Here is a 26,322-nt window from a genome sequence, read left to right on the forward strand (position 1 = left end):
ACCGCCGATCCTAATTCCTTCAGGTGCTCCTCGGCCCAGTACTCCTCGGCTCAGTACTCCTCGGCGCCGACCAGTGCGGCCTCCGGCGCCACCTCGTGCTCGTCGGCCTTGCCTTCGCCGGCCAGAACCAGGGCGCCGACGGCGATGGCGCAGTACCCGGCGGCGAACCAGAACGGTGCGGCCATGCCGAACCATTGGGCGATGTAGGCGACCATGATCGCCGACGCCGCCGCACCCATCCAGCGGAGGAAGCTGTACCCGGCGCTCGAGACCGAGCGCGGCGTCGCACTGTCCGCGGCCGACATGGCAACGCCGGTGAACAAGGTGTTCAACACGCCGGACGGGATGCCGGACAGGACCACGGCCAGACCGATCAGCCAGACCTGGCTGTCGAGGACACCGACGGCCGCCAGCACCATGGTGACGAGGTACGCGCCGATGGCTGCCAGTACGCCGCCGCGGGCGCCGATGGCCTCGGCGATGCGGGGGCCGACGAAGACGCCGGACAGGGCGGTGAGCAGACCCCAGCCGAAGAAGACGATGCCGGCGTAGATGGGGCGCAGGCCCATGGCGATGGGCGACCACGCGATGACGGTGAACAGCGCGCCGGTGTAGAAGGCGGAACCGATCGAGTTGATCAGCAGGGTGCGGTTCTTGAGGGCCTTGATCGGGTCGATCAGACTCACCGATTGGCGTTCGGAGCGATCGCCGTCGGCGGGCAGCATCAGGGCGCAGAGGATCGCGCCAGCCAGCATCAACAGCGCGGTGCCCGCGAAGGGTGCGCGCCAGGTCCATTCGCCCAGCACGGCGCCGAGCAGGGGGCCGACGGCCAGGCCGACGCCCAGGGCGGCCTCGTACAGCAGGATCGCGCCCTGCTGGCCGCCCTTGGCCTGGCCGACGATGAACGCCAAGGCCGTCGCGATGAAGAGGGCATTGCCCAGACCCCAGATCACGCGCAGCGCGATCAATTGGTCGATGTTGCTTGCGAACGCCGAGACGCCTGCGGCGATCACGATGCACACCAGGCCGGTCGTCAGCGTCCGCTTGGGGCCGAACCGGTAGGCGGCCCACCCGGTGAGGAGCATGGCGACCACCTGGACGCCCATGTAGACGCCGAACAGGAGGGTCAGTTTGGTCTCCGGGGCGCCGAGCGCCTCGCGGATGGTGTTGAGGATCGGGTCCACCAGGCCGATGCCCATGAAGGCGATGACTGCGGCGAACGCGGTCACCCACACGGTGCGGGGTTGGCCGTTGAAGGCCTCGGTGAGGGAGTGCTTGGGTGCGCTCATAGACGTTCCATTCTGCTCTGTAGTTCGCGCAGGGCCGGGAGAGCTGCTGCCAGTGCGGCGCGATGTTCGTCGGACAGGGTTTCCAATGTCCGAATGACGGTGTCGTCACGGCTCGTCCGAATGCTGTGGATGATGGCGGCGGCTTTGTCTGTGGTGGCGACGACGACGGCGCGGCGATCTGTCGGATCGGGTCCGCGGGTCACGAGCCCTTCGCGGAGCAGGCCGTCGACCAGGGCGGTCGCGGTCGGCATGCGCACGGACTCGCGCTCGGCGAGTTCGCCCATCCGCATGGGCCCGTGATCGGTCAGGACCGCGAGCGCCGAGGCCTGCGCCGCACTGAGCTCGTGGATCGGAGCGTTGCGGCGCAGCGTCAGATACAGCCGCGTCACCGTGTGGCGTAGCCCGGAGGCGAGGGTGTATGTCGGGTCGTCAGGCACAGTTCATAACCCTAATACTTAGGGATACGAAGTAAAAGGGAACGGTTCGGGCACGATCGTGCCGAACTGGGTTTTCAGGTCGTAGAAGTGGCGGATGTCACGCGGTGGACCTCTGTCAGAACCGGCCGCCGGTACCGATCCGCCCCGACGTCGACGATCCGCCGAACGAGCCCGGACTGCGGCCGCCGGTGCTGTACCCGAGGTGGCCGCCTGCCTGCCAGGTGGCGTCGGTCGGGGAGCCCTGAAGGACGCTGTCGACGAGCATGCCGGTGAGGACGGCGTCGGTGGCCGAGTCGTCGTGGTCGTGCTGGTCGCGCCATGCAGCGACATCGGCCAGCGCGACGGCGAGGGCCTCATCGGCGTACTCGGCGGCCTGCCGCGCATTCGAGGCGGACACCTCGTCGTCGACCGCGACCAGGTCTTGTGCGACGGACAGCAGCGTCCGCGGCCGCGCGCCGACGGCGCCGCGTCGGGTGTCGATGAAGTCTGCTGCCAGCTGGATCCGGGCCTCGGCGGTCTCGAGGTCGCCCGTGACGTCGTGGTCGGCCGAGTCGATGGCATCGAGGAGTTTGTCTGCGGTGTCGACCGCGACCTCTGCGGACCGGATCGCCGCGCCGGCGGGTCCGCGCTGATCGGTGGGCAGGGCGGCGGCTTCGCGCCCCTGATCGACGTTGTCCTCGGCGAACTGCAGGTGGACGCGGGCCAGGTCGATGTTGTCGCGGATCGCCGTCACGTCGCCGATCGGTGCTGCGTCGTGGGCGGTGGTGAGGGCTGCGAGGGTGGCGGCCGTGCCGGGCAGCCGAGCGGCGGTCTCGGCGATGCGGTCGGCGAGAGTGTCGAGCCGCTCATCGGCGTTCGTGATCAGGTCACGCTTGGCGTCGAAGGCCTCCACTTGGGTGTCGAGTCGCGAGTCGGCGTCGGAGCACGCGGTGATGATCTCGACCAGGACGGCGCGCTGTTCGTTGTCGACGCCGGGCTGTGTGTCGAGTCGATGGCGGAGTTCGAAGGAGGAGGCGAGTGTGCGCTGCGCGTCGAGCAGAGCAGCTGCGAACGGAGCGACGTCGGCGTCATCGAGGTCGACGACGGCGGTGGTGAGCTCGTCGGCGCTGGTGCGCACGGCGTTGTCGGTCGCGACGAGCACCTCGCGCGACCACGCATGCAGGTCGTCGATCGGCTCTTCGGTCAGCTCGTCGACGGTCAGCGACTCGTCGGGCTTCGTGAGGTCGTCGATGTCGTCGCCGCTGCGCCGCCGCGCCAAGTAGAACAGTCCGCCGAGGATCAGTGCGAGCACGACGACGATGCCGCCCACGATCAGCCAGAAGTGCGAGTCGCTCCCGCCGGCGTCGTCGATGCCCTGGACCGTGTCTTCGGCCGCCGCCGCCCAGTTCTTCTTCTGGAGTTCGGGCTGCAGCGCATCGGTGGCGACCGCGTCGATCTCGTCCGGTGTGAGGTCGTCGATGGGCGTGGGTGCGGTCAACCGGTAGGCGCCGGTCGTGGTCGACACCGCGAGCAGGACGTCGCGATCTCCGAAATCGCTCAGATCGCCGGTCGCGCGCGCCCAGTCGGCGGGATTCATGCTCCCGAAGTCGTCGACGTACACGATCCACATCTGGATGCGGCGATTGCTCTCGAGCTCATCGAGTGCCGCTTCGAGTTTCTCGTGGTCCGTCTCGTTGAACACGCCGGCCGTGTCGACGACCCGGTCGGCCATGCGCAGCGGCGCCTGGGCATGCGCGGTCCCAGCGGGGCCCGCGATGGAGGTGAGCGCTGCGAGTGCGACGGCGAGGATCAAGACAAGAAGGGCCGCACCGGCGGGGCGTCGGTTGCTCGCAGAGATCATGGACCCAATCTAGCCGGTGAGGCCGACAGTGCTCGTGGTGCGAGCGTCGCGCGCCGGTAACGAATCGGATGCGATCATGAAGGCGGCGCGGCGCGGGTGAACGCGCGGCTGATGTCACCTGAACGTACGACGCGACAGGAATGGTGCACGATGGGCGATCACCGGGACGTCATCGTCGTCGGCGCCGGACCCAACGGGCTCACCGCGGCGGCGGTCATGGCGCGGGCCGGCCGATCTGTGCTCGTGCTGGAGGCTGCTGATGAGATCGGCGGCGGCGCGCGGACCGACGAGGCGTTCGGGGCGGGCATTCGCCGTGATGTGTGCTCGGCCGTGCACCCGACCGGGTACGCCTCGCCGGCGTTCGCCGACCTGCGTCTCGCGGATCGGATCGGGTGGATCGTCCCCGAGGTCTCGGTGTCGCACGCCTTCTCTGCGCGAGACGGCCTCGGCGTCTACGTGGACCCGGTGCGACGGGCCGACGAGTTGGGGCGCGACGCCGCCCGGTGGGGGCGGACCGTCGACTTCCCGTCCGACGTCGCGGGCGATGTCCTCCGGATGCCCGGCGTTCCCCGCCGACCGCTCCCGATGGCGCGATTCGGGCCGGCCGCGGTGGCTCCGCTCGACACCTTCGTCCGCGCCGCGTTTCGTGACGAACGGACCCGCACCGCCTTCGCGGCGATCGGGGCGCATGCGGGCCGCCCGACGACGTCGGCGGCCTCCACGGCGGCCGGACTGCTGCTCGGCATGCTCACCGGATCGGGCTGGCCGGTCGCCGCCGGGGGCTCCCGGGCGATCACGGACGCGCTCGCGGCCATCGTGATCGAGAACGGAGGAAGGATCGAAACCGGTTGTCGGGTAACCGAGTTCGGGTATCTGCCGTCGGCAGAACGCATCTTCTTCGACGTCTCGCCGCGGGCTCTCGCGCAGATCATGGGGGAGCGGTTGCCGCAGCGCTACCGGCAGCGACTCGAGCGGTTCGAGTACGGCGGCGGGGTGTGCAAGGTCGACTTCCTGCTCCGAGAACCGATCCCGTGGGCGGGGCGCGCCGCGGAGTCTGCGGCAGCGACCGCGACCTTCCACCTCGCCGCTGATCGTAGGCAGATCCGTGCCACCGAGGCCGCCGTCGCAGCGGGTCGGATTCCGGATCGACCGTGGATCCTCGGCGGCGAGCCGACCCGCATCGATCCGTCGCGCGCTCCCGACGGGACGCATCTGGCGTGGGCCTACTGCCACGTGCCCGCCGGGTGCCCCACCGACGTGTCCGAGCGGATCGTCGCCGAGATCGACCGCTGCGCCCCGGGCTTCCGCGACGTGATCGCAGGCCGGATCGTCACCACCGCCACCGACCTCGAAGCCCACAACCCGAACTACGTCGGAGGCGACATCAATTGCGGTGCAGCAACTCTCAAGCAGTTGCTGGCGAGGCCCACCCCGTCACTGCGGCCGCATGCGACACCCGTGCCCGGCGTCTACCTCTGTTCCTCGGCGACGGCGCCCGGCGGCGGAGTCCACGGCATGTGCGGATATCGGGCGGCGAGGACTGCGCTCCGCGGGGGCTGACGCTCAGCCCTCGCGTGCGTCCCGCCAGCGCACCAATTCCGTGAGACCGGTGAGGTCGTAGTCCGGTCCGCTGCTCGAGACGGTCAGCAGACTGACGCCTTCGGCCGCCATGTCGTCGGCGAAGCGGAGTGTGGCGGCGACGTCGTCGTCCTCGAACTTGATGGCCATGGACCGTTCGATCTCTGCCGGGTCGCGCCCGACGTCGGCGCAGTGCTGGGCGAGGACCGCCGACTTGTGGCGGTACCCCTCCACGTCGAGGAACCCGTGCCAGATGTCGGCGTGTGCGGCCACGTGCCGGAGCGTCTTCTTCTCTCCGCTGCCGCCGATCATGATCGGAAGGTCGCGCAGCGGTGGGGGATTGAGCTTCGACAGGCGGTCGGTGATGCGCGGCAGGGACGCGCCGAGGTCGTCGAGCCGGGTGCCCTTGGTGCCGAACTCGTAGCCGTACTCGGTGTAGTCGCGCTGGAACCAGCCACCGCCGAGGCCGAGGATGAGGCGGCCGCCGCTGATGTGGTCGACGGTGCGTGCCATATCGGCGAGCAGTTCGGGGTTCCGGTAGCTGTTGCAGGTGACGAGTGCACCGATCTCGACCCGGGAGGTCTGCTCGGCCCACGCGCCGAGCATCGTCCAGCACTCGAAGTGTGCGCCGTCGGGATCGCCGGTCAGGGGGAAGAAATGGTCCCAGTTGAAGATGATGTCGACGCCGGAGTCCTCGGCGCGGACCACCGCGTCGCGGATCAACTGATAGTCGGGGGCATGCTGCGGCTGGAGTTGGACGCCGATGCGGATGCGTGAAGTCATGGGTTCCAGTGTGCCGTCGGACGACGGTGCTCGCTCGTTCTTGCCGCACGCGCAAACTCACGAGACAGCGGGCGGTGGCCTGTGTCAGCGTCGAGAGGTGAGCGAACATCAACACACCCACGAAGACCTGCAGACGCCGGTGCATCCGGTCACCGCCGATGAGTGGGACGACCTCTACCGGACGTCCGATCGACTCTGGACCACCAACGTCAACCCGGCGGTCATCGCCGAGATCGGCGGTCTGACACCAGGATCCGCGTTCGACCTCGGCTGTGGCGAAGGAGCGGACGTCCGCTGGCTGGCGGACCAGGGCTGGACCGTCGTCGGCGCGGACATCTCCGAGGTCGCCCTCGAGCGGGCTCGGTCCATTGATTCACGTGAAACAATTACATGGATGTCATTCGACATCACGGCCGACGCCTTCGATCGGAAGTACGACCTCGTCACCGCCAGCTACTTCCACATCGCGAGCGACGATGAGGCGACGCTGCACAAGCTCGCCGACGCCGTCGCGCCGGGTGGCACGCTGCTGGTGGTGATGCACGACCCCGAGGGCATGCGAGCACACGGTCGCAGCCCGGACGGATTCATCTGGCCCGACGACATGGTCCGGATTCTGGGCGAGGGCTGGTCGGTCGTCACCAACGACAACCGCGAGCGCGGCATCCCCGCCGGCGGGGGCAATCACGTGAACGACGTGGTGCTGCGGATGGTGCGGGAGGGGTAGCGGCTAGATCCACCCTAACTCGCGCGCCTTCACTGCGGCCTCGTACCGATTCGCGACGCCCAGCTTCGACATCGCCGCCGACAGGTAATTGCGCGTGGTGCCGGGGGACAGGTGCGCGCGGGCAGCGATCTCGTCGACCGACGCGCCGTCGAGTGCGAACTCCAGGACGTCGGCCTCGCGCGCGGTGAGTGCCGAGTCGCCGGTGCTGATGGCCTCGGCGGCGAGTTCGGGATCCACGTAGCGGCCGCCGCCGTGCACGGTGCGGATGACCGAGGCGAGTGTGTTCGACGACGCGGTCTTCGGCAGAAAGCCGCGGACGCCGCCGGCGAGTGCGCGCTTCAGGTAGCCGGGACGGCCGTGGCTGGTGACGATGAGGACACCCGCGCCGGGGGACAGCTCGAGGACCTTCATCGCCGTCTCGACACCGTCGATCCCGGGCATCTGCAGGTCGAGGACGGCGACGGCGGTGGGCTCGCCGGCGTCGACGCGCTGTCGCCACACCTCGAGCAGCTCCTCGCCGGTTCCGACGTGGGCGATCACCTCGAGGTCGTCCTCCAGGCCGAGCATCGTGGCGAGCGCCGACCTGATCAGGGTCTCGTCGTCGGCCATCAGAATCGGAATCATGCGCTCTCCCAGCGAACTTCGAGGGTGAAAACCCCGCCGTCCGAGCGGGTGTCGAGGGTGCCGCCGATCGTGGACAGTCGATCGGCGAGGCCGCGGAGGCCGGACGGCTCTCCCGCGGTCGCGGGCGCACCGTCGTTCACGATGGTGAGCCCCGAGCGGCCGAGTGCGAGCGTGGCGGCGGTCGCCGACGAGTGCCGGACGATGTTGGTGGTGCCTTCGCGGACCACCCAGGCGGCGGCTTCGTGGAACTCGGCGGGCACGGATTCGGGACTGCCTTGAATCTTGAGGCGACAGCCTGCGGCGTTCAGCAGCGACTGCGCGCCCGCCACTTCGTCGGCCAGCGCGATCCCGCGGTAGCCCCGCACCAGGGCGCGCATCTCCTCCAACGATTCGACGGCGAGGGTCTTCACCTCATCCATCTCCGCGGCGGCCCGCTCGGCGTTGCCCGGCGTGGTGGCCAGACGTGACGCGAGCTCGCTCTTGACCGCGATCGCCGAGAACGAGCGGCCGACGACGTCGTGCAGGTCGCGCCCGAACCGGAGTCGCTCCTCGGCGACCTTCAACTGGGCCTCGGTGCGTCGTGCTTCATCGAGGTCGTCGACGATCCGGAGGGTCCACAGCGACGCCGCGGTGGTTCCGATCATGAACGCGCCGATGCCGATCTGAATAACAACCCCGAGCAACGGCTTGCTGTCGTATCCGTATCCGAATGTGGTGGCGACGGCCAAGCCGACCAGGATCGGCCACCGGTACCGAATGAACGGCAGGAGTGCCAGCGCCGCGATCACCGTGGTGAACACCCCGACGATGCGTGCCGCGTCGCCTGCTCCGCTGTGGACGGCGATCAGCCCCGCGATCCACGATGCGATGAGGATCGCGGCGCCCACGATCAGCAGTCGTCGGTCGTGCGCCGGCCGGGTGACGCCGGTCAGTTCGGGGCGCGACTGCAGAACGACGACGCCGCCGATCGACGACGCGACCGCGAGGAGACCGATGCTGTCGCGGGCACTGACGAACCAGAACAATGAGAGGCCGAGCAGGACTCCCTGCAACGTCACCCTGGTGTACAGCCGGTACTTCGCCGGACTCGAGAGGCGTTGCCAGCGGTCCGGCGTCAGATTCATTCTCGATCGTCCCAGCGGAAGCACTTGTAGACGAGAGCGATCGAGACGGCGGTCCATACCGCCAGTGTGACAAGAGGCTGGCCGATTTCGCTGAACGACCCGACGAAATCGGTCGCCGCGGCGTCGGATCCGGCGATCGCGGTCTTGCCTGCGGCACCGAGATTGACCAGGTCGCTCACCGCTGCGAAGGGTGTGTAACCGAGGATCTCGGCGGCCCGCTCGGGCAGGACGGCGCGCATGTTGCCTGCGCCGACCATCGCCAGGGCGATCACGGGCAGCGACGTGATTTGGGCGGCTTCGGCGTTCTTAGTGAACGCGGTCGTGGCGAGCGCGAGAAGGGTGAACAGGACGCTGCCGACGGCGAGACCGAGGACCATCAGCACGGGGTTGACCGGCGCCGGGGCGCCGAAGGCGTACACCACGGAGGCCACCACGATCGCGGTGGCGGTGGTGACGGCGACGCCCGGCATCGCCGGCGCGGTGAGGATCTGCCAGTCGGCGGCCTCACCGGTCCGCAGCCGTTTGAGGACGCCTTCGCCGCGCCGCGTCGTCACAAGGGAGAGCACGGTGTAGAACTGCACGAACATCAGCGCGAACAGGGCATACATGTCGAAGGTGGCGCCGACCGATTCGGCGGTGACGCCGTCCCGCTTGGTCAGCAGGAACATTCCCAGCGGCATCACGACGGGGAAGATCAGAGCGGTGACGACGAGTGTCTTGTTCCGGCGGAACTGGGTGAACTCGGCGGTCGCGAGCGCGGCGAGAGGCCGCCGGCGGTAGCCGGTCGCAGCGGTGGTCATGAGAGCGCTCCGATCGTGTTGTCGACGGTGGGTTGGGCGGTCGTGGCGTCGTCTCCGGGCTCGTCGGCGACGTCCAGGAAGACCGACTCGAGCGACGCGGCGCGGGCGGTGAGGCCGTCGAGGATCAGATGGTTGTCGCGCGCCCACGACAGCAGTTCCAGCAGGTGCGCCTGCAGGTGGTGCGTCTTGATCTCGACCCGTGCGCCCGCGTTGATCTGGACCGCCGACAACTGCGGCAGCGTGAGGCCGGGATGGTCGAAGGAGATGGTGGCCGGATGGTCGGCGACGATGTCGCGCAGGGTCCCCTCGCGACGGATCCGACCGCCGTGCATGATCGCGATCCGATCAGCGAGCTCTTCAGCCTCGTCGAGGTAATGCGTGGTGAGCACCATCGTCACGCCGGAGGCCTTGAGGTCGGCCAGCAGCTGCCATGTGGCACGACGGTTCTCTGGGTCGAGGCCGGTGGTCGGCTCGTCGAGGAACAGGAGTTTGGGCTGCCCGAGGAGCGCGCACGCGAGGTCGACGCGGCGCTGTTCGCCGCCGGAGAGGGAGCCGACGCGGACGTCGGCCCGGTCCGTGAGATGCACTTTGGTGAGGACGTCGTCGATCGTCGTCGGGTGGGTGCACGTGCCGCGCCACATCTGCAGCGTCTCGGCGACGGTGAGCTCGGCGGGGAGACCGCCGGACTGCAGCATGATGCCGATGTCGGGGCGGATGGCGCGGCGGTCGCGCACGGGGTGGAGTCCGAAGACGGCGATGGTGCCGTCATCGGCCGTGGACAGACCCTCTAGGAGATCGAGTGTCGACGTCTTGCCTGCTCCGTTGGTGCCGAGCAGCGCGAATACTTCGCCGGCCTGCACGTCGAGGTCGATCCCGCGGACGGCGTGAAAGGCGTCGGGGCCGTGTCCGTACCAGCGGTGCACGCCACGAGCGGAGATGATCGGGCTCATCACGCGGCCCACCTGGTGCGGATGCCGATGATCCAGCGGACGCCCATGTAGGCGGCGACGATGACCGACGCGGCGATGACGAAACCCATCGCCGGTTGCGCGATGGCGAAGATGAGTGCGAGCAGCAGCGCGGTCACCGCGAGGACGAAGAGTTCGCGTGATCGCGTCGGCGCCGGGCCGAAGCGGCAGCAGTCCATGAAGAGGTCGTGGAAGGAGGCGTCGCGAAATCCTGCTTCCGGTCGGGGGTGGTCGGTGCCGGGGTGCTGTGCCGTGGAGTTCATGCTTCTCACTCTCGCGGGATCCGCCGGCCTCCTGTAGTGCGCGCAGTCATGACTTCACGTGAGTTCTGCACAGCTTCGGCATGACAAATGTCATCACGAGAGCTTGCAGAGAGTCGCGCGGTCCGGGGTCACCGATCGGGCTGGTTCGCGCGTTTCCACGCGGTGTACTTCTCCGGGAGACACACGGCGCAGGGGCGGAATCCGGCGGCGATCGCGGTGGCTTCGTCGGCGAAGAAGACGCGGTTCTCGAGGTACCCGCCCTTCGCGATGGCGCGCAGCGCCGACGGGCAGTCCAACCGCCCGTAGATGCGTCCGGCATGGTGGCCGCCGAGAGTCCCGGGCGTTGCACTCACGAGCGGCTGCCGATTCTCGTCCAGGAGCAGGTACGTCGTGGCGGTCACGGTTCCATCATGCGCGCGCACGGCTCCTGCCCGCTGCCCGACGAGAAGTCAGGCAGCGGGTGGGAACCGCAGGTCCGTCGCACCGAGAGGCGTGGCGGGGTGGGCGGCGAGGAGACCGAGGAGGTGGTACTCCGCCCGGGAGGTCCGCCCGGTGGGCGGGTGAGAGGCGGGTGGTGGCCGCCGGAGCGGGCGGTCGGCGTGGTGGATCGGGTTGACCGCGGGAGCGACGTCGCGGTCGGCCGGCTTCCAGCCCACGCGCCCGGCGTTCTCGCCGGCGTCGTCGCCCAGGACGGTGGTGTCCCAGCGGGCGTGGCCGGTGCTGGCGGCCCGGTTGTGAGCGCCGCACGCGGCGCCGAGGTGGTCGATATCGGTGGGGCCGCCGTACTGCCAGTCGGGCATGTGGTGGGCTTCGGTCATGGAGAACGGCCGGTCACAGCCGGGCGCAGTGCATCCGCGATCGCGGCCGAACAGGGCCAGACGCTGGGCCTTGGATGCCAGGCGGCGGCCGCGGCCGAAGTAGAGGATCTCGCGAGTCGCGCCGGCGAACACTTCGAGGTAGGGGACGGCGTCGGCGGCGAGGTCGACCAGCGCGCTGACGGGCAGCCGAGTGCCGGTGGCGGTGGTGGCGATGCCGGTGCCTGCGGCGAGGTCGGTGACGTCTGCGGTGATCACCAGCGACGAGGAGAGCTTGCCCGGGGCGCCGAGGGCGCCGTGGGCCAGGACGAAGTCCAGGAGCGCCTCGAGGGCGTCGTGGTTGCGCTGCCCGGGCGACCGCTGGTCGCGGGATGCGGCGGCCGCGCGGGCGTCGAGATCGACGCCAGGAGCATCGGAGGCCCCGCGCAGCGATTCGGGGTCCTCGGGGTTGTTGAACCCGGGCGCGGCCCAGGCGGCGAGGATGACGTCGAGCTTGGCGCGCACCTGCGGGGTCAGGCAGGCGGTGAGCCGGGACATCAGCCGGACGTCCTGGTGGGCGAGAGTCAACTCGCGAGTCCGAGCGCGGTCCCGGTCATCGGTGAGCTGACCGTCGGGGTCGAGGTGGGCCAGGAGTCGGATGCCGACCTTCCTGAGCTGGTCGGGCGCGAGGGTGCGGGCCGCGTCGGCGAGGTGGGCCTCGGCATCGGCGACGACGTCGGCGGGCACGCGGTCCGGGATGCGACGCAGGACATCGTTGACCACGAGGACGTGGGCGTCGGAGATCGCCCCGTCGGCCAGGGCCGCGGCCGAGGCGGGCAGGACGGGGTCGAGCACCTCGCCGCGGATGTTGCTGAGGCACGCGACCTTGGAGGCGGCGAGGGTGCGGCGCTTGACGTCGCCGGGCGCCAGGCGCAGGCCGAAGCCGAGGTACTGGGACAGGCGGACCCAGCCCGCCTTGCGGAAGGCCTGGCGGTCGGAGACCGCGGTGATCAGGACCGCGTCGGTGGAGTCGGCCTTCCGGCGGGCCTGCTCCACGGTCTCGGTGACGGTGAGCAGGTCGTTCTCGGTGAGGGCGTCGAGGTTCGCGGTGCGGAGTGCGTCGGTGACGCCGACGAGGAGGCGAGCCAGGGCGAGCGGGTCGTCGGGGAGATCGACCGAGACGTCGGCGGGGGCTGGGGTGGACATCGGCTCTACCTCCTTGGGAACGTGTGTTCGTTGTTGATGTGCTTTACGCTACTCCAATTTGAGGTGCAGTCAAGAGTTTGATCGAAAATACTTTCGAGAATTTCGGACGCGGAATGTCATACCCGGATGGCACCATGCGAGGCATGAGGATCGAGACGGGTGAACGTCAGCAGGCGTCGATTCTGCACGCCGACCTCGACTCCTTCTATGCCTCGGTGGAGCAGCGTGACGATCCGTCGTTGCGTGGCCGCCCGGTGCTGGTGGGCGGCGGGGTGGTGGTCGCCGCCAGTTATGAGGCCAAAGCGCTGGGCGTCACGTGTCCGATGCCCGGCCACCGGGCTCGGGCTCTGGTCCCGCGCGCTGTGACCGTGAGCCCTCGATTCCAGGCGTACACCGACGCCAGTCGAGCAGTGTTCGACATCTTTCACGATGTGACTCCGCTGGTCGAGGGCATCTCCGTCGACGAGGCCTTTCTGGACGTCGTCGGACTCGGGAAGATCAGCGGCACGCCGGTCTCCATCGCCCATCGACTGCGCGCACGGGTCCGCGAGGACGTCGGTCTGCCGATCACCGTGGGTGTCGCGACCAGCAAGTTCGTTGCGAAGGTGGCCAGTGCCGTCGGCAAACCCGACGGGTTGCTGCACGTCACGGCGGGCATGGAGATCGACTTCCTGCATCCGCTGCCGGTGCGTCGACTGTGGGGAGTCGGGGCCAAGACCGAGGAGCGACTGCACGACGCCGGGATCGAGACCGTCGGGCAGATGGCCTCGCTTGGCGAGGAACGGCTCGGCGCCCTCCTCGGCCGCGGTGCGGGTCGGCACCTGTACTCGCTGGCGATGGCGCACGACCCGCGCCGGGTGACGACCGGTAGGCGACGCAGCTCGATCGGAGCGCAGCGAGCGCTCGGCCGGCGAGTGAAGTCCGAAGCAGACATCGAAGCGACGCTCGTGGCCATCGTCGACGGACTGGGCAGGCGACTGCGATCGGCAGACCGCCTGACTCGAACCATTGTGCTGCGCTTGCGCTTTCAGGACTTCGAGCGCGTCACCCGGTCGCGCACCCTGTTCGAACCGACGGACGGCACCGAGACGATCCTCGCGGTCGGCCGGGGCCTTCTTGATGAGGCGATGCCGCTGATCCGCGAACGCGGCTGCACACTGATCGGACTGTCGTTGACCAATCTCTCCGACCACAGCGCCGTGCAACTCGCGATCCCGTTCGACGGCGACGACCACGCCGGCGAGCTCGACGTGGCGATCGACTCGTTGCGCACTCGCTACGGAAAAGGAGCGGTGACGCGCGGTGTGCTGGTCGGTCGTCGCGCCATGCCGGACACGCCGATGCTGCCGGACTGAGAATGCGGCGCGCTAGAGGTGCGCCGCAATCACCTTCTCCGCCACCGGCTTCGCCGCTTCGGCGACCAACGGCGTCAACGACAGCCGCGTGCGTCGCTCCAGCAAGTCGTTGGAGTCCACGGCTCCCTCGGCCAACGCGCCGAAGACCACCTCGGCGCCGGTGATCTCGGTGCCCGCAGCGACGGGGTCGGCCAACGTCGGGTCGGCCTCGGCGAGAGCGAGGACGGCGGGCGCCTCGGTGCCGTACTTGGCGACCAGGCGGTCAGGCGTGGCCACGCGCAGCAGCGCGGCGGTCGGATTCTTCCCGGTCGGCGCTCCGACCAGCGGCAGGGTGCGGGTTCGGCAGGGAGCCGCGGTCTGTCCGGAGGCGGCGAGAGCAGCGTCGACCGCGTCCTGCGCCATCCGACGGTAGGTGGTCAGTTTGCCGCCGACCACGGTGACGAGCCCGTCGTCGCGGGTCAGCACGGCGTGCTTGCGCGATACGTCTGACGTCTCGCCCGAACCCGAGTCGAGCAGCGGGCGCAGGCCGGAGAAGGTGCCGAGGACGTCGTCGCGCGTCAGCGGTGTGCCGAGCGCGAGATTGATGGTGTCCAACAGGAAATCGATCTCGCTCTGGTCTGCCTGGGGCACATCGGGGATCTCGCCGGAGGTCTCTTCGTCAGTCAGTCCGACGTACACGCGGCCGTCCGGCTGCGGCAGCGCGAAGACGTAGCGGCCGAAGTGGCCGGGTACGGCGACGGTGAGACCGGCGCGGAGCCCGCCGAAGGTCTCCTGACTGAACACCAGGTGGGTGCCGCGGCTCGGGCGCAGGGCGATCGCCGAATCGACCTCTGCGGCCCACACGCCGGTGGCGTTCACGACGGCCTTGGCCTTCACCTCGAAGGTCTGGCCGGTGAGCTCGTCGGTCACGCGGACACCGGTACCGGTGACCTCGGTCGCGCTCGCATGGGTGAGCACCGTCGCGCCCAATCCTGCTGCGGTGCGGGCGATGTCGATGACGAGGCGGGCGTCGTCGTTCAGTTGTCCGTCCCAGTTGAGGAGCCCACCCCGGAGCCCGTCGCGCTGCACGGTCGGCGCCAGAGCGACCACCTCGGCGGCGTCGATGCGGCGAGACCGGTGCAACGCGGACGACGGGGTGCGTGCCGCGATGCGGAGGGCGTCGCCCGCGAGGAAGCCGACGCGGGTGAGAGCGGTGTCGGCGGCCTTCATGCCGGGCAGCAGTGCGACGACCTGCGGGAGCGGCCGGACCAGATGCGGAGCGATCCGGCAGATCAACGAATCCCGTTCCACCGCACTCTCATACGCGATGCCCACGGCGCCCGAAGCGAGGTAACGGAGTCCGCCGTGCACCAGCTTCGACGACCAGCGGCTGGTGCCGAAACCTAGATCCCGACGTTCGATCAACACCGTCTTCAGTCCGCGGGAGACGGCGTCGAGCGCGACGCCTGCACCCGTGACGCCGCCGCCGATGACGACGAGATCGGCCGACGGCGACGCGGCGAGCTCCGTGATGTCGGCGGTGCGGCGCGTGGCGGACAGCATTGTCTTCGGATCGATGACCGATTGTGCGGCAAGCAGTTCCGTGTGATTCACAGTCATGGGCGCAGGTACCTTTCGAGCAGGTCGGAGAGTTCGGTGTCGAGCGCGTCGAGATCGCCGTCGGCGAAGACTGGGCCGGTGAGCGTGAACGACCACGCCATCTGCAGCACGGTGGTCGCGAGTCGGGCCGGGACCCCGTCGCGGACTTCGCCCGCAGCCTGGCCGGCGGTGATGAAACCGGTGATCACCGCGAGTTGGCCGCGGGAGGTCCGTCCCGAGCGGTGCAGCAGGTACGGCATCAGGAATTCGGGATCGAGCTCGATGATTCGCCGCAGCAGCGGGTGTGCGCGCGCTTCGCGGACCAGATAGACGACGGTCTGGACGAGGGACGCGCGATCGACGGCGCCGTCGGCGATCGGCGCCCGCGCCACCACCTTCTCGAACTCGCGGGTCGTGACGGTCGCGGCGATGGCTTCCACGTTGGGAAACCGCCGGTACAGCGTGGCTCGGGAGACGTTCGCGGCGCGCGCGACGTCGGCCATCGTCGTCCGACGGATGCCGATGGCCGACATCAATTGCGTTGCAGCGTCGAGGATCACGTCCTCGCTGATCGCGTTCGGGGCCGTGCGCCTCGGCGCGTCCGTCTCGTCGTCGTTGATCTGCTGCGACACCATGTGTATAACTGTATCAGCAAGACTCAACGGAAGGCGAGAGATGACGCAGAGCGAAACCACGGTCGAGGTGGTCGACTTCGTCCCCGGCCGCTGGGGCAACCCCGCAGACCCGATGCACTTGTCGGACTCGGTGATCGGCGCATTGACGATGCTCGGCATCGACGAGCCGGCACCCGCCGCCGTCGACGTGGCGATCCCGCCGACCCGGATCGGGCCCGACGCAGTGGCCGCACTGATTGAGACCGGTGCCGCGGTCGCCACCGACGACGCGACTCGACGGTCGCGGATGCGTGGCTACTCGACGCCCGACCTGCTGAAGTTCCGGGAGGGCGACGGCAGCGACGCGCCCGACGCGGTGGTCGTACCGACCACGCCGGACCAGGTCGGGGCGGTCCTCGCCGCCGCCGATCGCTTCGACCTCTCGCTGAACCCCTTCTCCGGTGGCACCTCGGTGACCGGCGGCATGGCGCCGGACCGCGCGCGACCGGTCCTCAGCCTGGACCTGCGTCGACTCACCGGTCTGATCGATCTCGACGAGATCTCTCAGATCGCAACCTTCGCCGCGGGCACTCGCCTTCCCGACGCCGAACGACTCCTCGCCGAGCGCGGCTTCGAACTCGGCCACTTCCCGCAGTCGTACGAGGGCGCGACCATCGGCGGCTGTGCGGTGACCCGCTCGGCGGGACAGTCGTCGATCGGCTACGGTCGCTTCGACGAGATGGTGGTGGGACTGACCATCGCGACGCCCATCGGTCTCGCCGAGATCGGCACCGCGCCCAAGTCGGCCGCCGGCCCCGACCTACGCCAGCTGATCCTCGGCAGCGAAGGTGCGTTCGGCGTGGTCACCACGGTCCGCGTGCGCGTGCATCCGCTGCCGACGGTCCGCCGCTTCTACGGCTGGCACTTTCCGGACTTCCCCGCCGGTTCCGCGGCCATGCGCACGCTCGCCCAGAGCGCTGTGAAGCCGACCGTCCTGCGCCTCTCGGATGAGGCCGAGACTGGGCTCAACCTCGCGAACCCGTCCAGCGCGGGCAGCGCCTCGGCGGGCCCGGTCGGCGGTTGTCTCATGGTCGTCGGCTTCGAGGGCGACGAGGCCGACGTCGAGTGCCGCGACACCTACGTCACGGCACAGCTCGAGAAACTCGGCGGCACCGCGCTCGGCGCCGAACCCGGCGAGGCCTGGCGGATCGGACGCTTCCGCGGTCCCTACCTGCGCGACCCGCTGCTCGACGCCGGCGCGCTGGTGGAGACGTTGGAGACGGTCACTTTCTGGAGCAACCTGGACAGACTCAAGGCCGATGTCACCGCAGCGATCACCCGCGCGCTCGGCGACCAGGGCACCCCGGCGGTCGTCATGTGCCACATCTCGCACGTCTACCCGACCGGCGCGTCGCTGTACTTCACGGTCATCGCCAAGGCGTTGCCGAATCCGCAGGGCCAGTGGGCTGCCGCGAAATCCGCCGCGAACGCGGCGATCCGTGCGGCGGGCGCCTCCATCACCCATCACCATGCTGTCGGCACCGACCACCGGGGCACCTACCTGGAGGAGATCGGCGACGTGCAGCAGGCGGCCCTCCGCGCCGTCAAAGGCGCGCTCGACCCGAAGGGCCTGCTGAACCCGGGAATTCTGCTGCCGTGACCTCGTCTCCAGGCACGTCGGCCGTCGTGGCGGTGGTGAACCCCATCTCCGGCGGCGGCGCCTCGCACCGACAGTGGCCGGCCGTCGCCGCAGAGCTGGCACGTCTGGGCGTGCACGACGTCTCGGTCGTCGAATCGCAGTCGTCCGAGCATGCGACCGAGGCCGCGGCCGCAGCCGCCGACCGCGGGGCACTCACCGTCGCCGTCGGCGGGGACGGTCATGTCCGGGACGTCGCGCGCGGCGTGCTCACCGTCGACGGAGCCCGGCTGGGCATCGCCGCGGCGGGCCGCGGCAACGACCTCGTCCGCCATCTGGGACTGCCGTCGACGCCGGCCTCCATCGCCGCGGTCCTTGCTGCGGGAAAGATCCGCCGGATCGACGTCCTGGAGGTGACCCGCGCCGACGGGACCACCGCCCTCGCGGTGGGCAACGTGTACGCGGGACTGGACTCCGAGGCCACCGAGTTGATCAACGACCTGCGGTGGATGGGCCCGCTGGCGTACCGCGTCGCACCGGTCCTGGCCGCGGTCACGTGGAAGCCGATGCGGATCGCACTCTCCGTCGACGGCGCGTCGCGCGACCTGTCGGCGCACTTCGTGGTGATCGCCAACTCCGGCGACTACGGGCACGGCCTGCGGATGGTGCCGACCGCCTCTGTCGACAGCGGGCACCTCGATGTCCTCGTCGTCGACGGGCGGTCGTCCCGGCTGAGTCTCACCAACCTGATGGGTCAGGCCAAGGCGGGTGCGCACCTCGACCGCGACGACGTCCAGGTCCTGACCGGGCAGCGCGTGGAACTCTCCATCGACCGGCCGGTGCCGGTGCACTCCGACGGCGACTATCTCGGCGAATCGCCGGTCACGGTGTCGGTGCGGTCGGCGGCGTTGCCCATCCTGGTGGCGTAGCGACACCAACGGGCCCGATGACGGCTCAGGGAATCAGCACCACTTTGCCGTGCGCCCGGCCCGACGACACCAATCGGAGCGCATCCACGGCGTCGGCGAGCGGAAATCGCTGTGCAATCGGCACGACGAGTTCGCCGGCCCCCAGCAGCTTCAGCAGTTCGCCGCGCACCCCGTCGCGATAGGCAGCGCTCGCGGGCGCCGCGCCGGACAGCGCGATGAAACCGTGCTCGGCGGCGGCCTGACGGTCCACCACCGTGACGATGCGCGACCGGTCGTCGACCAGCGTCAACGAGGTCTGCGTCGCCTCGGAGGTACCGGCGGCGTCGAGCGCCGCGACCACCGGCGCGGGTGCCGCCTCCCGGATGCGCTCGGTGAGGCCGGGGCCGTAGACCACGGGGATGCCGCCGAACTGCTCGACGGCGCCGAGCCGGTCGGGGCCCGCCGTCCCCACGACCGCCACGTCGGACAGCGCCGCCAACTGGAGGAAGACGGCGCCGACCGCGCCCGACGCCCCGTGCAGCAGGACGGTGTCGCCCGCCCGGGCGCCCGATCGAGTCAGCATCTCGGCCGCGGTGCAGCCGGCGAGCAGCAGGCCCGCCGCTTGATCGTCGGGCGCGTCGGGGCTCAGGACCAGGGCCTTCTCGGCGGGGATCGTCATCGCGGTCGCGTACGCCCCGTGCACGCGGAACGCGGCGATCCGATCGCCGATCGACACGCGTCCGCTCGCCGCGCGGGTGTCCGGGCCGACCGCCGTCACGACGCCAGCCAACTCGTAGCCGATCGGTGCGGGGAACCCGGAGGGATCGGTGATCCGCGCGACGTGTTTCAGGTCGGCCGGATTCACCCCCGCCGCGGTGATCCGCACCGTCAGTTCGCCGGGTCCCGGATCTGCCGGTTCGCACGGCACCGCCGCGAAGTCGTCGAGTCCGCCGAGACCGTTCGCCACCCACTTGATGCCTGTCATGTGACGCAGAATACGTCGCGGGTTACTGTGACCTGCATGACAAGCAATGTTGATGCTTCGAACCCCGATCTGGTCACTGTCGACGTCCCGACTCACTGGTACAACCTGGCCGCAGAACTCGACGAGCCGATCCCGCCGCACCTGCATCCCGGCACCAAGGAGCCGGTGGGTCCGGACGATCTCGCGGCGCTGTTCCCGGCCGGTCTGATCGCGCAGGAGGTCTCCACCGAGGCCTACATCGAGATCCCGGAGCCGGTCCGCGAGATCTACCGGATGTGGCGGCCGTCGCCGCTCTTCCGCGCCCGCCGGTTCGAAGAGGCGCTGAACACCCGCGCGCACATCTATGTGAAGTACGAGGGCGTGAGCCCCGTCGGCAGCCACAAGACGAATTCGGCTGTGGCGCAGGCCTATTACAACAGCATCGACGGCGTCAAGAAGCTGACGACCGAAACCGGTGCCGGCCAGTGGGGCAGTGCGCTCGCCTTCGCCGGCGCCCAGTTCGGGATCGACGTCGAAGTGTGGCAGGTCCGCGCGTCGTACGATTCGAAGCCCTACCGCGGCTTCCTGATCCGCACCTACGGTGGCACGTTGCACCCCAGCCCGTCCGACCTCACCGAAGCGGGCCGCGCCATGCTCGCCAAGGATCCGAACACCACCGGCAGCCTCGGCATGGCCGTGTCGGAGGCCGTCGAGGTGGCCGCGCAGAACGACGACACCCGCTACGCACTCGGCAGCGTCCTCAACCACGTCGTGCTTCACCAGAGCGTGATCGGCCAGGAAGCCGTCGAGCAGTTGTACGCCGTCGAGCCGGGCGGTGCCGATGTGGTCTTCGGTTGCGCCGGAGGCGGATCCAACCTCGGGGGCCTCTCGTTCCCGTTCATTCGCGAGAAGCTGCAGGGGCGGTCGACGCCGCGCATCGTCGCCGCCGAGCCGTCGGCCTGCCCGTCCATCACGCAGGGCGAGTACCGCTACGACCACGGCGACGTCGCAGGCCTGACTCCGCTGCTCAAGATGCACACCCTCGGCATGGACTTCGTCCCCGACCCGATCCACTCCGGCGGCCTGCGTTACCACGGCATGGCGCCCGCGCTGAGTCACACGGTGGAGCTCGGGCTGGTCGAGGGCGTTGCTATCGACCAGCACAGCGCGTTCGACGCCGGCATCACCTTCGCGCGCACCCAGGGCATCGTGCCCGCACCGGAATCGACCCACGCCATCGCCGCCTGCGCCGCACACGTCGCCAACAGCGACAAGGAAGAGGTCGTGGTGATCGGGCTGTCCGGGCACGGCCAACTCGACTTGCCCGCCTACGCCGAGTTCCTCGACGGCGGCTTCTGAGTCAGCGGAATCACGGGCGCCGCGCGCCCCTCCGCCGGAGTTCAGCGCCGGGTGCCCCCCGCGTGTCGCGAGGATCACTCGATACGGGGAGAATCGAACCGGTAGAACCGAAAACTGGTTGTTGAACCGTGCCGCACGCCGAACATGCGGGCGGCGGACAAGGAGAGTCATGGCCGAAGCAGGACAGCACCTCGCACAGATCGGCGTCACCGGTCTGGCAGTGATGGGCTCGAACATCGCCCGCAACCTGGCGCGCCACGGGCACACCGTCGCGCTCCACAACCGCAGCATCGGCAAGACCGACGCACTCATCGCCGAGCACGGCGGAGACGGCGACTTCATTCGCACCGAGACCACCGCCGAGTTCGTCGCCGCGCTGGAACGCCCGCGCCGCGTCCTCATCATGGTCAAGGCGGGCGACGCCACCGACGCGGTGATCAACGAGCTCGCCGATCTCATGGAGCCAGGCGACATCATCATCGACGGCGGAAACTCGCTGTACACCGACACCATTCGTCGCGAAGCGGCGATGGCCGCCCGCGGCCTCAACTTCGTCGGCGCAGGCATCTCCGGCGGCGAAGAGGGCGCGCTCAACGGCCCGTCGATCATGCCGGGCGGCCCCGCCGAGTCGTACGAGTCCGTCGGCCCGCTGCTCGAGTCGATCTCCGCGCATGTCGACGGCATCCCCTGCTGCACGCACATCGGTCCCGACGGCTCGGGCCACTTCGTGAAGATGGTGCACAACGGCATCGAGTACGCCGACATGCAGTTGATCGGCGAGGCCTACGACCTCATGCGCAACGTCCTCGGCATGGAGGTCACCGAGATCGCCGACGTGTTCCGCGACTGGAACACAGGCGTCCTGGACAGCTACCTCATCGAGATCACCGCCGAGGTCCTCTCGCAGGTCGACGCCGAGACCGGCAAGCCGCTCGTCGACGTCATCGTCGACGCCGCAGGCCAGAAGGGCACCGGCCGCTGGACCGTCAAGTCCGCGCTCGACCTGGGCATCCCCACCACCGGCATCGCCGAAGCCGTCTTCGCGCGCGCGCTCTCCAGCTCCACCGAGCAGCGGAAGAACGCCCAGGGGCTCGTCGCAGGCACCGCAGGCGCCCAGACCCCGGAGGACAAGGCCGCGTTCGTCGAGGACATTCGCAAGGCGCTCTACGCGTCGAAGGTCGTCGCCTACTCGCAGGGCTTCGATCAGATCAAGGCGGGCAGTGAGGAGTACGGCTGGAACGTGCAGCCCGGCAAGCTCGCCACCATCTGGCGTGGCGGCTGCATCATTCGCGCCAAGTTCCTCGACCGCATCCGCGAGGCGTACGACGAGAACCCGGAGCTCCCCGCGCTGCTCCTCGCGCCGTACTTCCGCGACGCCGTCGAGACGTCCGTCGAGAGCTGGCGTCGCGTCATCATCACCGCGACCGCTGCGGGCGTCCCGGTGCCGTCGTTCGCCTCGTCGCTGTCGTACTACGACGCGCTGCGCGCCGAGCGGCTGCCCGCCGCACTGACGCAGGGCCTGCGCGACTACTTCGGCGCCCACACCTACCTGCGGGTCGACAAGCCCGGCAGCTTCCACACCCTCTGGGGCGGGGACCGCAGCGAGGTGGAGGCGTAGCGCCGCCAGACACCAGCGTTCACGGGCCGTCGAGGGAATTTGATCCGTCGACGGCCCGCGGTTCTATTGTCTGATTCCTTCCTCGGCATGCGTCGCAGATCGCCGCCATCGAGGTCTGCGGAGAGTGGCGTAGATCTTCTGCAAAGAAGGGCTTAGTAGTCCTGCAGAGTATGGCGTACAAGTACTGCAAAGTGGGGCGTAGGGATAGAATCGCCTGGTATGGACACCAGGGACGTCGTGGGGCGCGACTATCGCCCGAGAATCGTGGACGCCGCATTGGTCCGCGCTTTGGAAGCGGCTGGTGCCGTGCTGGTGGAGGGCGCGCGTGCCACCGGCAAGACCATGACGGCCCTGCATGCTGCCGAGTCGTACGTCTTCATGGACGATCCCGAGCCGCAACAGTTACTCGGAATCGCGCCGCGTTCCTTACTCTCCGGCGAAGCTCCCCGTCTTTTGGACGAATGGCAGCTCGCACCCGAGTTGTGGAACCTGGTGCGGCGGGAAGTCGACGCAGCCCAGCTGGCCGGCAGGTTCATCCTGACGGGTTCTGCCGTTCCTGCTGACGACATCACCAGGCACACCGGGGCCGGCCGGTTCCTCAGACTCCGGCAGCGGACCATGACATGGTCGGAGAAATTTGACGAGGACCGTGAGCGAGTGAGTGTCGCGGGCCTGTTCGCCGGGCGGACACCATCGACAGTTTTTGATCAAGCAGACGGCCTCGACGAGGTGATAACTGGAATCCTCACTCCAGGCTTTCCAGCGATGACTGACTTGACCCTTGGACAGTCAGCCGCGCGGCTGCGTGGCTACATCGACGATGTGTCCCGTTCCGACGTCAGGCGACTGGCCGACGTCCGTCACGAGCCGGCCGTGATCAGGCAGCTGGTCGTCGCGCTCGCTCGATCGGTGGCTACGGATGTCACCCATCGGACGCTCGCATCTGACGTGCGCACTGTGGCGCCGAACATTGACGCCGCAACCGTTAGTCGGTACGTGCACTTGCTCCAACGGCTCTTTGTCGTCGAGCCCCAGAATCCCTGGGCGCCGGCATTGAGGTCGCGAGCCAGAGTCAGAATGTCGCCGAAGCTGCACTTGGTCGACCCGGCACTCGCTGCAGCAGCGCTCGGCGCCGGGCCTGCGCATCTCATGTCCGATCTGCAGGGGCTCGGGGTGTTGTTCGAGAGCGCGGTCGTCCACGACCTGACGGTCTTCGCCGATGCGTTGGACGGGGAGGTTCGTCACTACCGTGATTCGAACGGTCGGGAGATCGACGCTGTCATCACACTTCCCGACGGGCGGTGGGGCGCTGTCGAAGTGAAACTCGGTGGCGGTCAGCTGGACATCGGTGTGGCGTCGCTGGATTCGGTAATCTCTCAGATCGACACCGACTCCGTCGGTGAACCGTCATTCCGCCTGGTCGTCACCGGCACTGGGCCCACCTTGGTGACGGACAACGGGACCGTGACGGCGCCCCTGCGTGCGTTGGCTCCGTAAGCGAGTTCCGCCACGGTCGACGGACCAGTGTGCGACCGGGTTTCGTCAGACGCCGAAGTACTGTTTAAGCTGGACATATGTCGAAGGTGCTGAGCTCATTGCCGAAGGGAGAGCGCGTCGGAATCGCGTTCTCGGGTGGTCTGGATACGTCTGTCGCTGTTGCATGGATGCGCGAAAAGGGTGCCATCCCTTGCACATACACTGCCGATCTCGGTCAGGCCGATGAGCCGGACATCGCTTCGGTCCCCGGTCGCGCAGGTCAGTACGGCGCCGAGATCTCTCGTCTCGTCGACTGCCGTGCCGCCCTCGTCGAAGAAGGCCTCGTCGCCCTGCAGTGCGGCGCCTTCCACATCCGCAGCTCCGGCAAGACCTACTTCAACACCACGCCGCTCGGCCGCGTCGTGACCGGCATGCTCCTGGTGCGCGCCATGAAGGAGGACGGCGTCGACATCTGGGGCGACGGTTCCACCTACAAGGGCAACGACATCGAGCGGTTCTACCGCTACGGCCTGATGGCGAATCCGAACCTGCGGATCTACAAGCCGTGGCTCGACACCCAGTTCGTCGACGAGCTCGGCGGCCGGCACGAGATGAGCCAGTGGCTCGTGGAGCGCGACCTGCCCTACCGCGACTCGCAGGAGAAGGCCTACTCCACCGACGCCAACATCTGGGGCGCCACGCACGAGGCCAAGACCCTCGAGCACCTCGATCACGGCCTGGACGTGGTGGAGCCGATCATGGGCGTCGCAGCCTGGCGCGACGACGTCGAGGTCGCCACCGAAGACGTCACCATTCGCTACGAGCAGGGGCGCCCCGTCGCGATCAACGGCGAGGTCTTCGACGACGCCGTCGCGCTGGTCCTGAAGGCCAACGAGATCGGCGGCCGCCATGGACTCGGCGTCTCCGACCAGATCGAGAACCGCATCATCGAGGCGAAGTCGCGCGGCATCTACGAGGCGCCCGGCATGGCGCTGCTGCACATCGGCTACGAGCGCCTGGTGAACGCGATCCACAACGAGGACACCGTCGCCAACTACCACAACGAGGGCCGTCGCCTCGGTCGCCTCATGTACGAGGGCCGGTGGATGGACTCGCAGGCGCTGATGCTGCGTGAGGCGCTGGTCCGCTGGGTCGGTTCCGCGATCACCGGCGAGGTCACCGTCCGCCTCCGTCGCGGCGACGACTACCACTTCCTGAACACCACCGGACCCGCGCTGTCGTACCACCCGGACAAGCTGTCGATGGAGCGCGTCGGCGACGCCGCGTTCGGTCCGGCCGACCGTATCGGCCAGCTGACCATGCGCAACCTCGACATCGCCGATTCGCGTGCCCGTCTGGAGCAGTACGCGACGCTCGGCATCGTCGGCGGCGCCACTGCCGATCTGATCGGCGAGCTGTCCGCGGGCGGCGCGCAGGCCATCGCAGGTGGCCAGCCCGAGGACGCCGCATCCGAATCACTCGACCGCGCGGCAATCGACTCCGGCGTCGACTAGGGCACGCCCTAGCCAGACACTGACGAAGCAGCCCGGACCCGTGAGGGTCCGGGCTGCGTCGCGTTTCACCAGGTTGGCCTGGCGACGAGGTCGGGTCGTCGATCGAGACGACGGTCGCGCAGCAACTCCATTACGGCCGCTTCGTCGACCTGGTGTCTGACTGGCCGGGATTCTGACGGCCGGAGAGCGGCGCTAAGCGGCCAGCTTCGCTTGTTTGCGCTTCTCGCGACGCCTGCCGATGAGATAGAAGTCGGCGGCGATGCCGATCGCGATGCCCACGATCACGCCGATCAACGTGGCGCCGCGGAAGGCGGGCGCGAAGACGTCGAGGTTGCGACGTCCGATGGTCGCGCCGTTGCCGTCCCCGATCACCACGCCGAGCGTCAGGAGGTTCGGGATCAGAAACGCCAAGGCGATCACGCCGAGGCCCCAGGAGAGCGCGTTCTTGGGACCGACGCCGATGGAGAGGACGGCGAGCAATCCCAGGATCAGCGGCACTGCGGAGCCGAGGATGCCGAACAGCAGTCCGTACGATGTTCCGCTCACGAAGCTGCCGTCGATCCGATGCGCCATCGACCGCGCCCACCACTCGGGGAGGAATCGCTGCAGGAAGAAATAGCCGATCACGACGATCACGAGGGTGACGACGCCGATGATCACTTTGGTCTTGGTCGAGAGCGTCGGCCAGCGACTCGTCTTGCCCGCATCGTCGGTCGGCTCGGTGAATTCCGGAGTCACATCGGACGGTTCGCTACTCATGTGACAACTCTTGCACAATCGCGCCTCACCGCAAGGGATGTGACGACGGCCGAGCGCAGATTTCGGATGTCAGAATGGTGAGGGACACCATTCGGTCACAGTCTGTCG

Annotated in this window: 24 protein-coding genes; 9 read left to right on the top strand and 15 right to left on the bottom strand. The window is 68.8% G+C overall.

Annotated features, from left to right (window positions below; genetic code table 11):
* Positions 1 to 50 precede the first annotated feature (50 nt).
* The 3 genes from GH2_RS15765 to GH2_RS15775 form a co-directional block, all read right to left on the bottom strand.
* On the bottom strand, positions 51 to 1,289 hold the full coding sequence (locus tag GH2_RS15765) for an MFS transporter (RefSeq protein ID WP_066169973.1): 1,239 nt from the start codon (positions 1,287 to 1,289) through the stop codon (positions 51 to 53).
* Positions 1,286 to 1,726 (bottom strand): MarR family winged helix-turn-helix transcriptional regulator, encoded by a 441-nt coding sequence (locus GH2_RS15770; protein WP_066169975.1) that lies wholly within the window; start codon positions 1,724 to 1,726, stop codon positions 1,286 to 1,288. The genes GH2_RS15765 and GH2_RS15770 overlap by 4 nt, the downstream gene beginning before the upstream one ends.
* Before the next feature lie 115 nt (positions 1,727 to 1,841).
* Positions 1,842 to 3,566 carry a TPM domain-containing protein gene (locus GH2_RS15775; protein WP_066169978.1) on the bottom strand — a complete coding sequence of 575 codons (1,725 nt, stop codon included), beginning with the start codon at positions 3,564 to 3,566 and terminating at the stop codon, positions 1,842 to 1,844.
* 150 nt (positions 3,567 to 3,716) lie between these two features.
* Here GH2_RS15775 and GH2_RS15780 point away from each other — a divergent pair, with 150 nt between their 5' ends.
* Entirely contained in the window at positions 3,717 to 5,126 is a 1,410-nt protein-coding gene (locus GH2_RS15780) for a phytoene desaturase family protein (protein WP_066169981.1), read from the top strand.
* A gap of 3 nt (positions 5,127 to 5,129) precedes the next feature.
* Here the strand turns inward: GH2_RS15780 and GH2_RS15785 are convergent, their stop codons facing one another.
* Complete coding sequence (locus GH2_RS15785) at positions 5,130 to 5,927, bottom strand: LLM class F420-dependent oxidoreductase (protein ID WP_066169984.1); 798 nt, start codon at positions 5,925 to 5,927, stop codon at positions 5,130 to 5,132.
* 97 nt (positions 5,928 to 6,024) lie between these two features.
* Here GH2_RS15785 and GH2_RS15790 point away from each other — a divergent pair, with 97 nt between their 5' ends.
* Positions 6,025 to 6,654: a class I SAM-dependent methyltransferase gene (locus tag GH2_RS15790; RefSeq protein WP_066169987.1), complete on the top strand. Its 630-nt coding sequence runs from the start codon at positions 6,025 to 6,027 to the stop codon at positions 6,652 to 6,654.
* A 3-nt stretch (positions 6,655 to 6,657) separates the two neighbouring features.
* On the opposite strand, the gene GH2_RS15795 is transcribed toward GH2_RS15790, so the two are convergent.
* From GH2_RS15795 to GH2_RS15825, 7 genes are all read right to left on the bottom strand, one after another.
* Entirely contained in the window at positions 6,658 to 7,278 is a 621-nt protein-coding gene (locus GH2_RS15795; RefSeq protein ID WP_066169991.1) for a response regulator transcription factor, read from the bottom strand.
* Entirely contained in the window at positions 7,275 to 8,402 is a 1,128-nt protein-coding gene (locus GH2_RS15800) for a sensor histidine kinase (protein WP_066169996.1), read from the bottom strand. Before GH2_RS15800 ends, GH2_RS15795 begins: the two co-directional genes overlap by 4 nt.
* The gene (locus GH2_RS15805; protein ID WP_066169999.1) at positions 8,399 to 9,202 is read right to left on the bottom strand and encodes an ABC transporter permease; all 804 of its coding nucleotides are present in this window, start codon (positions 9,200 to 9,202) and stop codon (positions 8,399 to 8,401) included. The genes GH2_RS15800 and GH2_RS15805 overlap by 4 nt, the downstream gene beginning before the upstream one ends.
* On the bottom strand, positions 9,199 to 10,152 hold the full coding sequence (locus GH2_RS15810; protein ID WP_066170200.1) for an ABC transporter ATP-binding protein: 954 nt from the start codon (positions 10,150 to 10,152) through the stop codon (positions 9,199 to 9,201). Before GH2_RS15810 ends, GH2_RS15805 begins: the two co-directional genes overlap by 4 nt.
* A complete protein-coding gene (locus tag GH2_RS15815; RefSeq protein ID WP_066170002.1) occupies positions 10,152 to 10,433 on the bottom strand; it encodes a hypothetical protein in 282 nt (93 codons plus the stop codon). The genes GH2_RS15810 and GH2_RS15815 overlap by 1 nt, the downstream gene beginning before the upstream one ends.
* A 128-nt stretch (positions 10,434 to 10,561) precedes the next feature.
* The gene (locus GH2_RS15820) at positions 10,562 to 10,834 is read right to left on the bottom strand and encodes an Ada metal-binding domain-containing protein (RefSeq protein ID WP_066170005.1); all 273 of its coding nucleotides are present in this window, start codon (positions 10,832 to 10,834) and stop codon (positions 10,562 to 10,564) included.
* A 48-nt stretch (positions 10,835 to 10,882) separates the two neighbouring features.
* Positions 10,883 to 12,433 (bottom strand): HNH endonuclease signature motif containing protein, encoded by a 1,551-nt coding sequence (locus GH2_RS15825; protein ID WP_066170010.1) that lies wholly within the window; start codon positions 12,431 to 12,433, stop codon positions 10,883 to 10,885.
* Between the two features lie 143 nt (positions 12,434 to 12,576).
* Between GH2_RS15825 and dinB the strand changes: the two genes are divergently transcribed.
* On the top strand, positions 12,577 to 13,788 hold the full coding sequence (gene dinB, locus GH2_RS15830) for a DNA polymerase IV (protein WP_066170202.1): 1,212 nt from the start codon (positions 12,577 to 12,579) through the stop codon (positions 13,786 to 13,788).
* A gap of 12 nt (positions 13,789 to 13,800) precedes the next feature.
* On the opposite strand, the gene GH2_RS15835 is transcribed toward dinB, so the two are convergent.
* Together GH2_RS15835 and GH2_RS15840 are read right to left on the bottom strand one after the other, a co-directional pair.
* Positions 13,801 to 15,387, bottom strand: a complete 1,587-nt coding sequence (locus GH2_RS15835; protein WP_066170013.1) for a glycerol-3-phosphate dehydrogenase/oxidase — start codon at positions 15,385 to 15,387, stop codon at positions 13,801 to 13,803.
* Positions 15,384 to 16,001, bottom strand: a complete 618-nt coding sequence (locus tag GH2_RS15840; protein ID WP_066170018.1) for a TetR/AcrR family transcriptional regulator — start codon at positions 15,999 to 16,001, stop codon at positions 15,384 to 15,386. The genes GH2_RS15835 and GH2_RS15840 overlap by 4 nt, the downstream gene beginning before the upstream one ends.
* Before the next feature lie 40 nt (positions 16,002 to 16,041).
* Between GH2_RS15840 and GH2_RS15845 the strand changes: the two genes are divergently transcribed.
* Both GH2_RS15845 and GH2_RS15850 read left to right on the top strand, forming a co-directional pair.
* Positions 16,042 to 17,640: an FAD-binding oxidoreductase gene (locus tag GH2_RS15845; RefSeq protein ID WP_066170021.1), complete on the top strand. Its 1,599-nt coding sequence runs from the start codon at positions 16,042 to 16,044 to the stop codon at positions 17,638 to 17,640.
* A complete protein-coding gene (locus GH2_RS15850) occupies positions 17,637 to 18,545 on the top strand; it encodes a diacylglycerol/lipid kinase family protein (protein WP_084247547.1) in 909 nt (302 codons plus the stop codon). The genes GH2_RS15845 and GH2_RS15850 overlap by 4 nt, the downstream gene beginning before the upstream one ends.
* Before the next feature lie 25 nt (positions 18,546 to 18,570).
* Here GH2_RS15850 and GH2_RS15855 read toward each other — a convergent pair whose 3' ends face one another.
* Positions 18,571 to 19,509, bottom strand: coding sequence for a quinone oxidoreductase family protein (locus GH2_RS15855; protein WP_066170024.1), 939 nt, complete (start codon positions 19,507 to 19,509; stop codon positions 18,571 to 18,573).
* A 36-nt stretch (positions 19,510 to 19,545) separates the two neighbouring features.
* Between GH2_RS15855 and GH2_RS15860 the strand changes: the two genes are divergently transcribed.
* From GH2_RS15860 to argG, 4 genes are all read left to right on the top strand, one after another.
* Positions 19,546 to 20,847, top strand: a complete 1,302-nt coding sequence (locus GH2_RS15860) for a TrpB-like pyridoxal phosphate-dependent enzyme (protein ID WP_066170027.1) — start codon at positions 19,546 to 19,548, stop codon at positions 20,845 to 20,847.
* Between the two features lie 169 nt (positions 20,848 to 21,016).
* A complete protein-coding gene (gene gnd, locus GH2_RS15865) occupies positions 21,017 to 22,465 on the top strand; it encodes an NADP-dependent phosphogluconate dehydrogenase (RefSeq protein ID WP_066170030.1) in 1,449 nt (482 codons plus the stop codon).
* A 219-nt stretch (positions 22,466 to 22,684) separates the two neighbouring features.
* On the top strand, positions 22,685 to 23,962 hold the full coding sequence (locus tag GH2_RS15870; RefSeq protein ID WP_084247548.1) for an ATP-binding protein: 1,278 nt from the start codon (positions 22,685 to 22,687) through the stop codon (positions 23,960 to 23,962).
* 77 nt (positions 23,963 to 24,039) lie between these two features.
* Positions 24,040 to 25,455, top strand: a complete 1,416-nt coding sequence (gene argG, locus GH2_RS15875) for an argininosuccinate synthase (RefSeq protein ID WP_066170032.1) — start codon at positions 24,040 to 24,042, stop codon at positions 25,453 to 25,455.
* A 192-nt stretch (positions 25,456 to 25,647) separates the two neighbouring features.
* Here argG and GH2_RS15880 read toward each other — a convergent pair whose 3' ends face one another.
* Positions 25,648 to 26,214, bottom strand: a complete 567-nt coding sequence (locus GH2_RS15880; RefSeq protein ID WP_157086115.1) for a hypothetical protein — start codon at positions 26,212 to 26,214, stop codon at positions 25,648 to 25,650.
* Positions 26,215 to 26,322: the final 108 nt, after the last annotated feature.

This window comes from Gordonia hydrophobica NBRC 16057, assembly GCF_001592365.1.
In the GTDB taxonomy this organism is placed as follows: domain Bacteria; phylum Actinomycetota; class Actinomycetes; order Mycobacteriales; family Mycobacteriaceae; genus Gordonia; species Gordonia hydrophobica.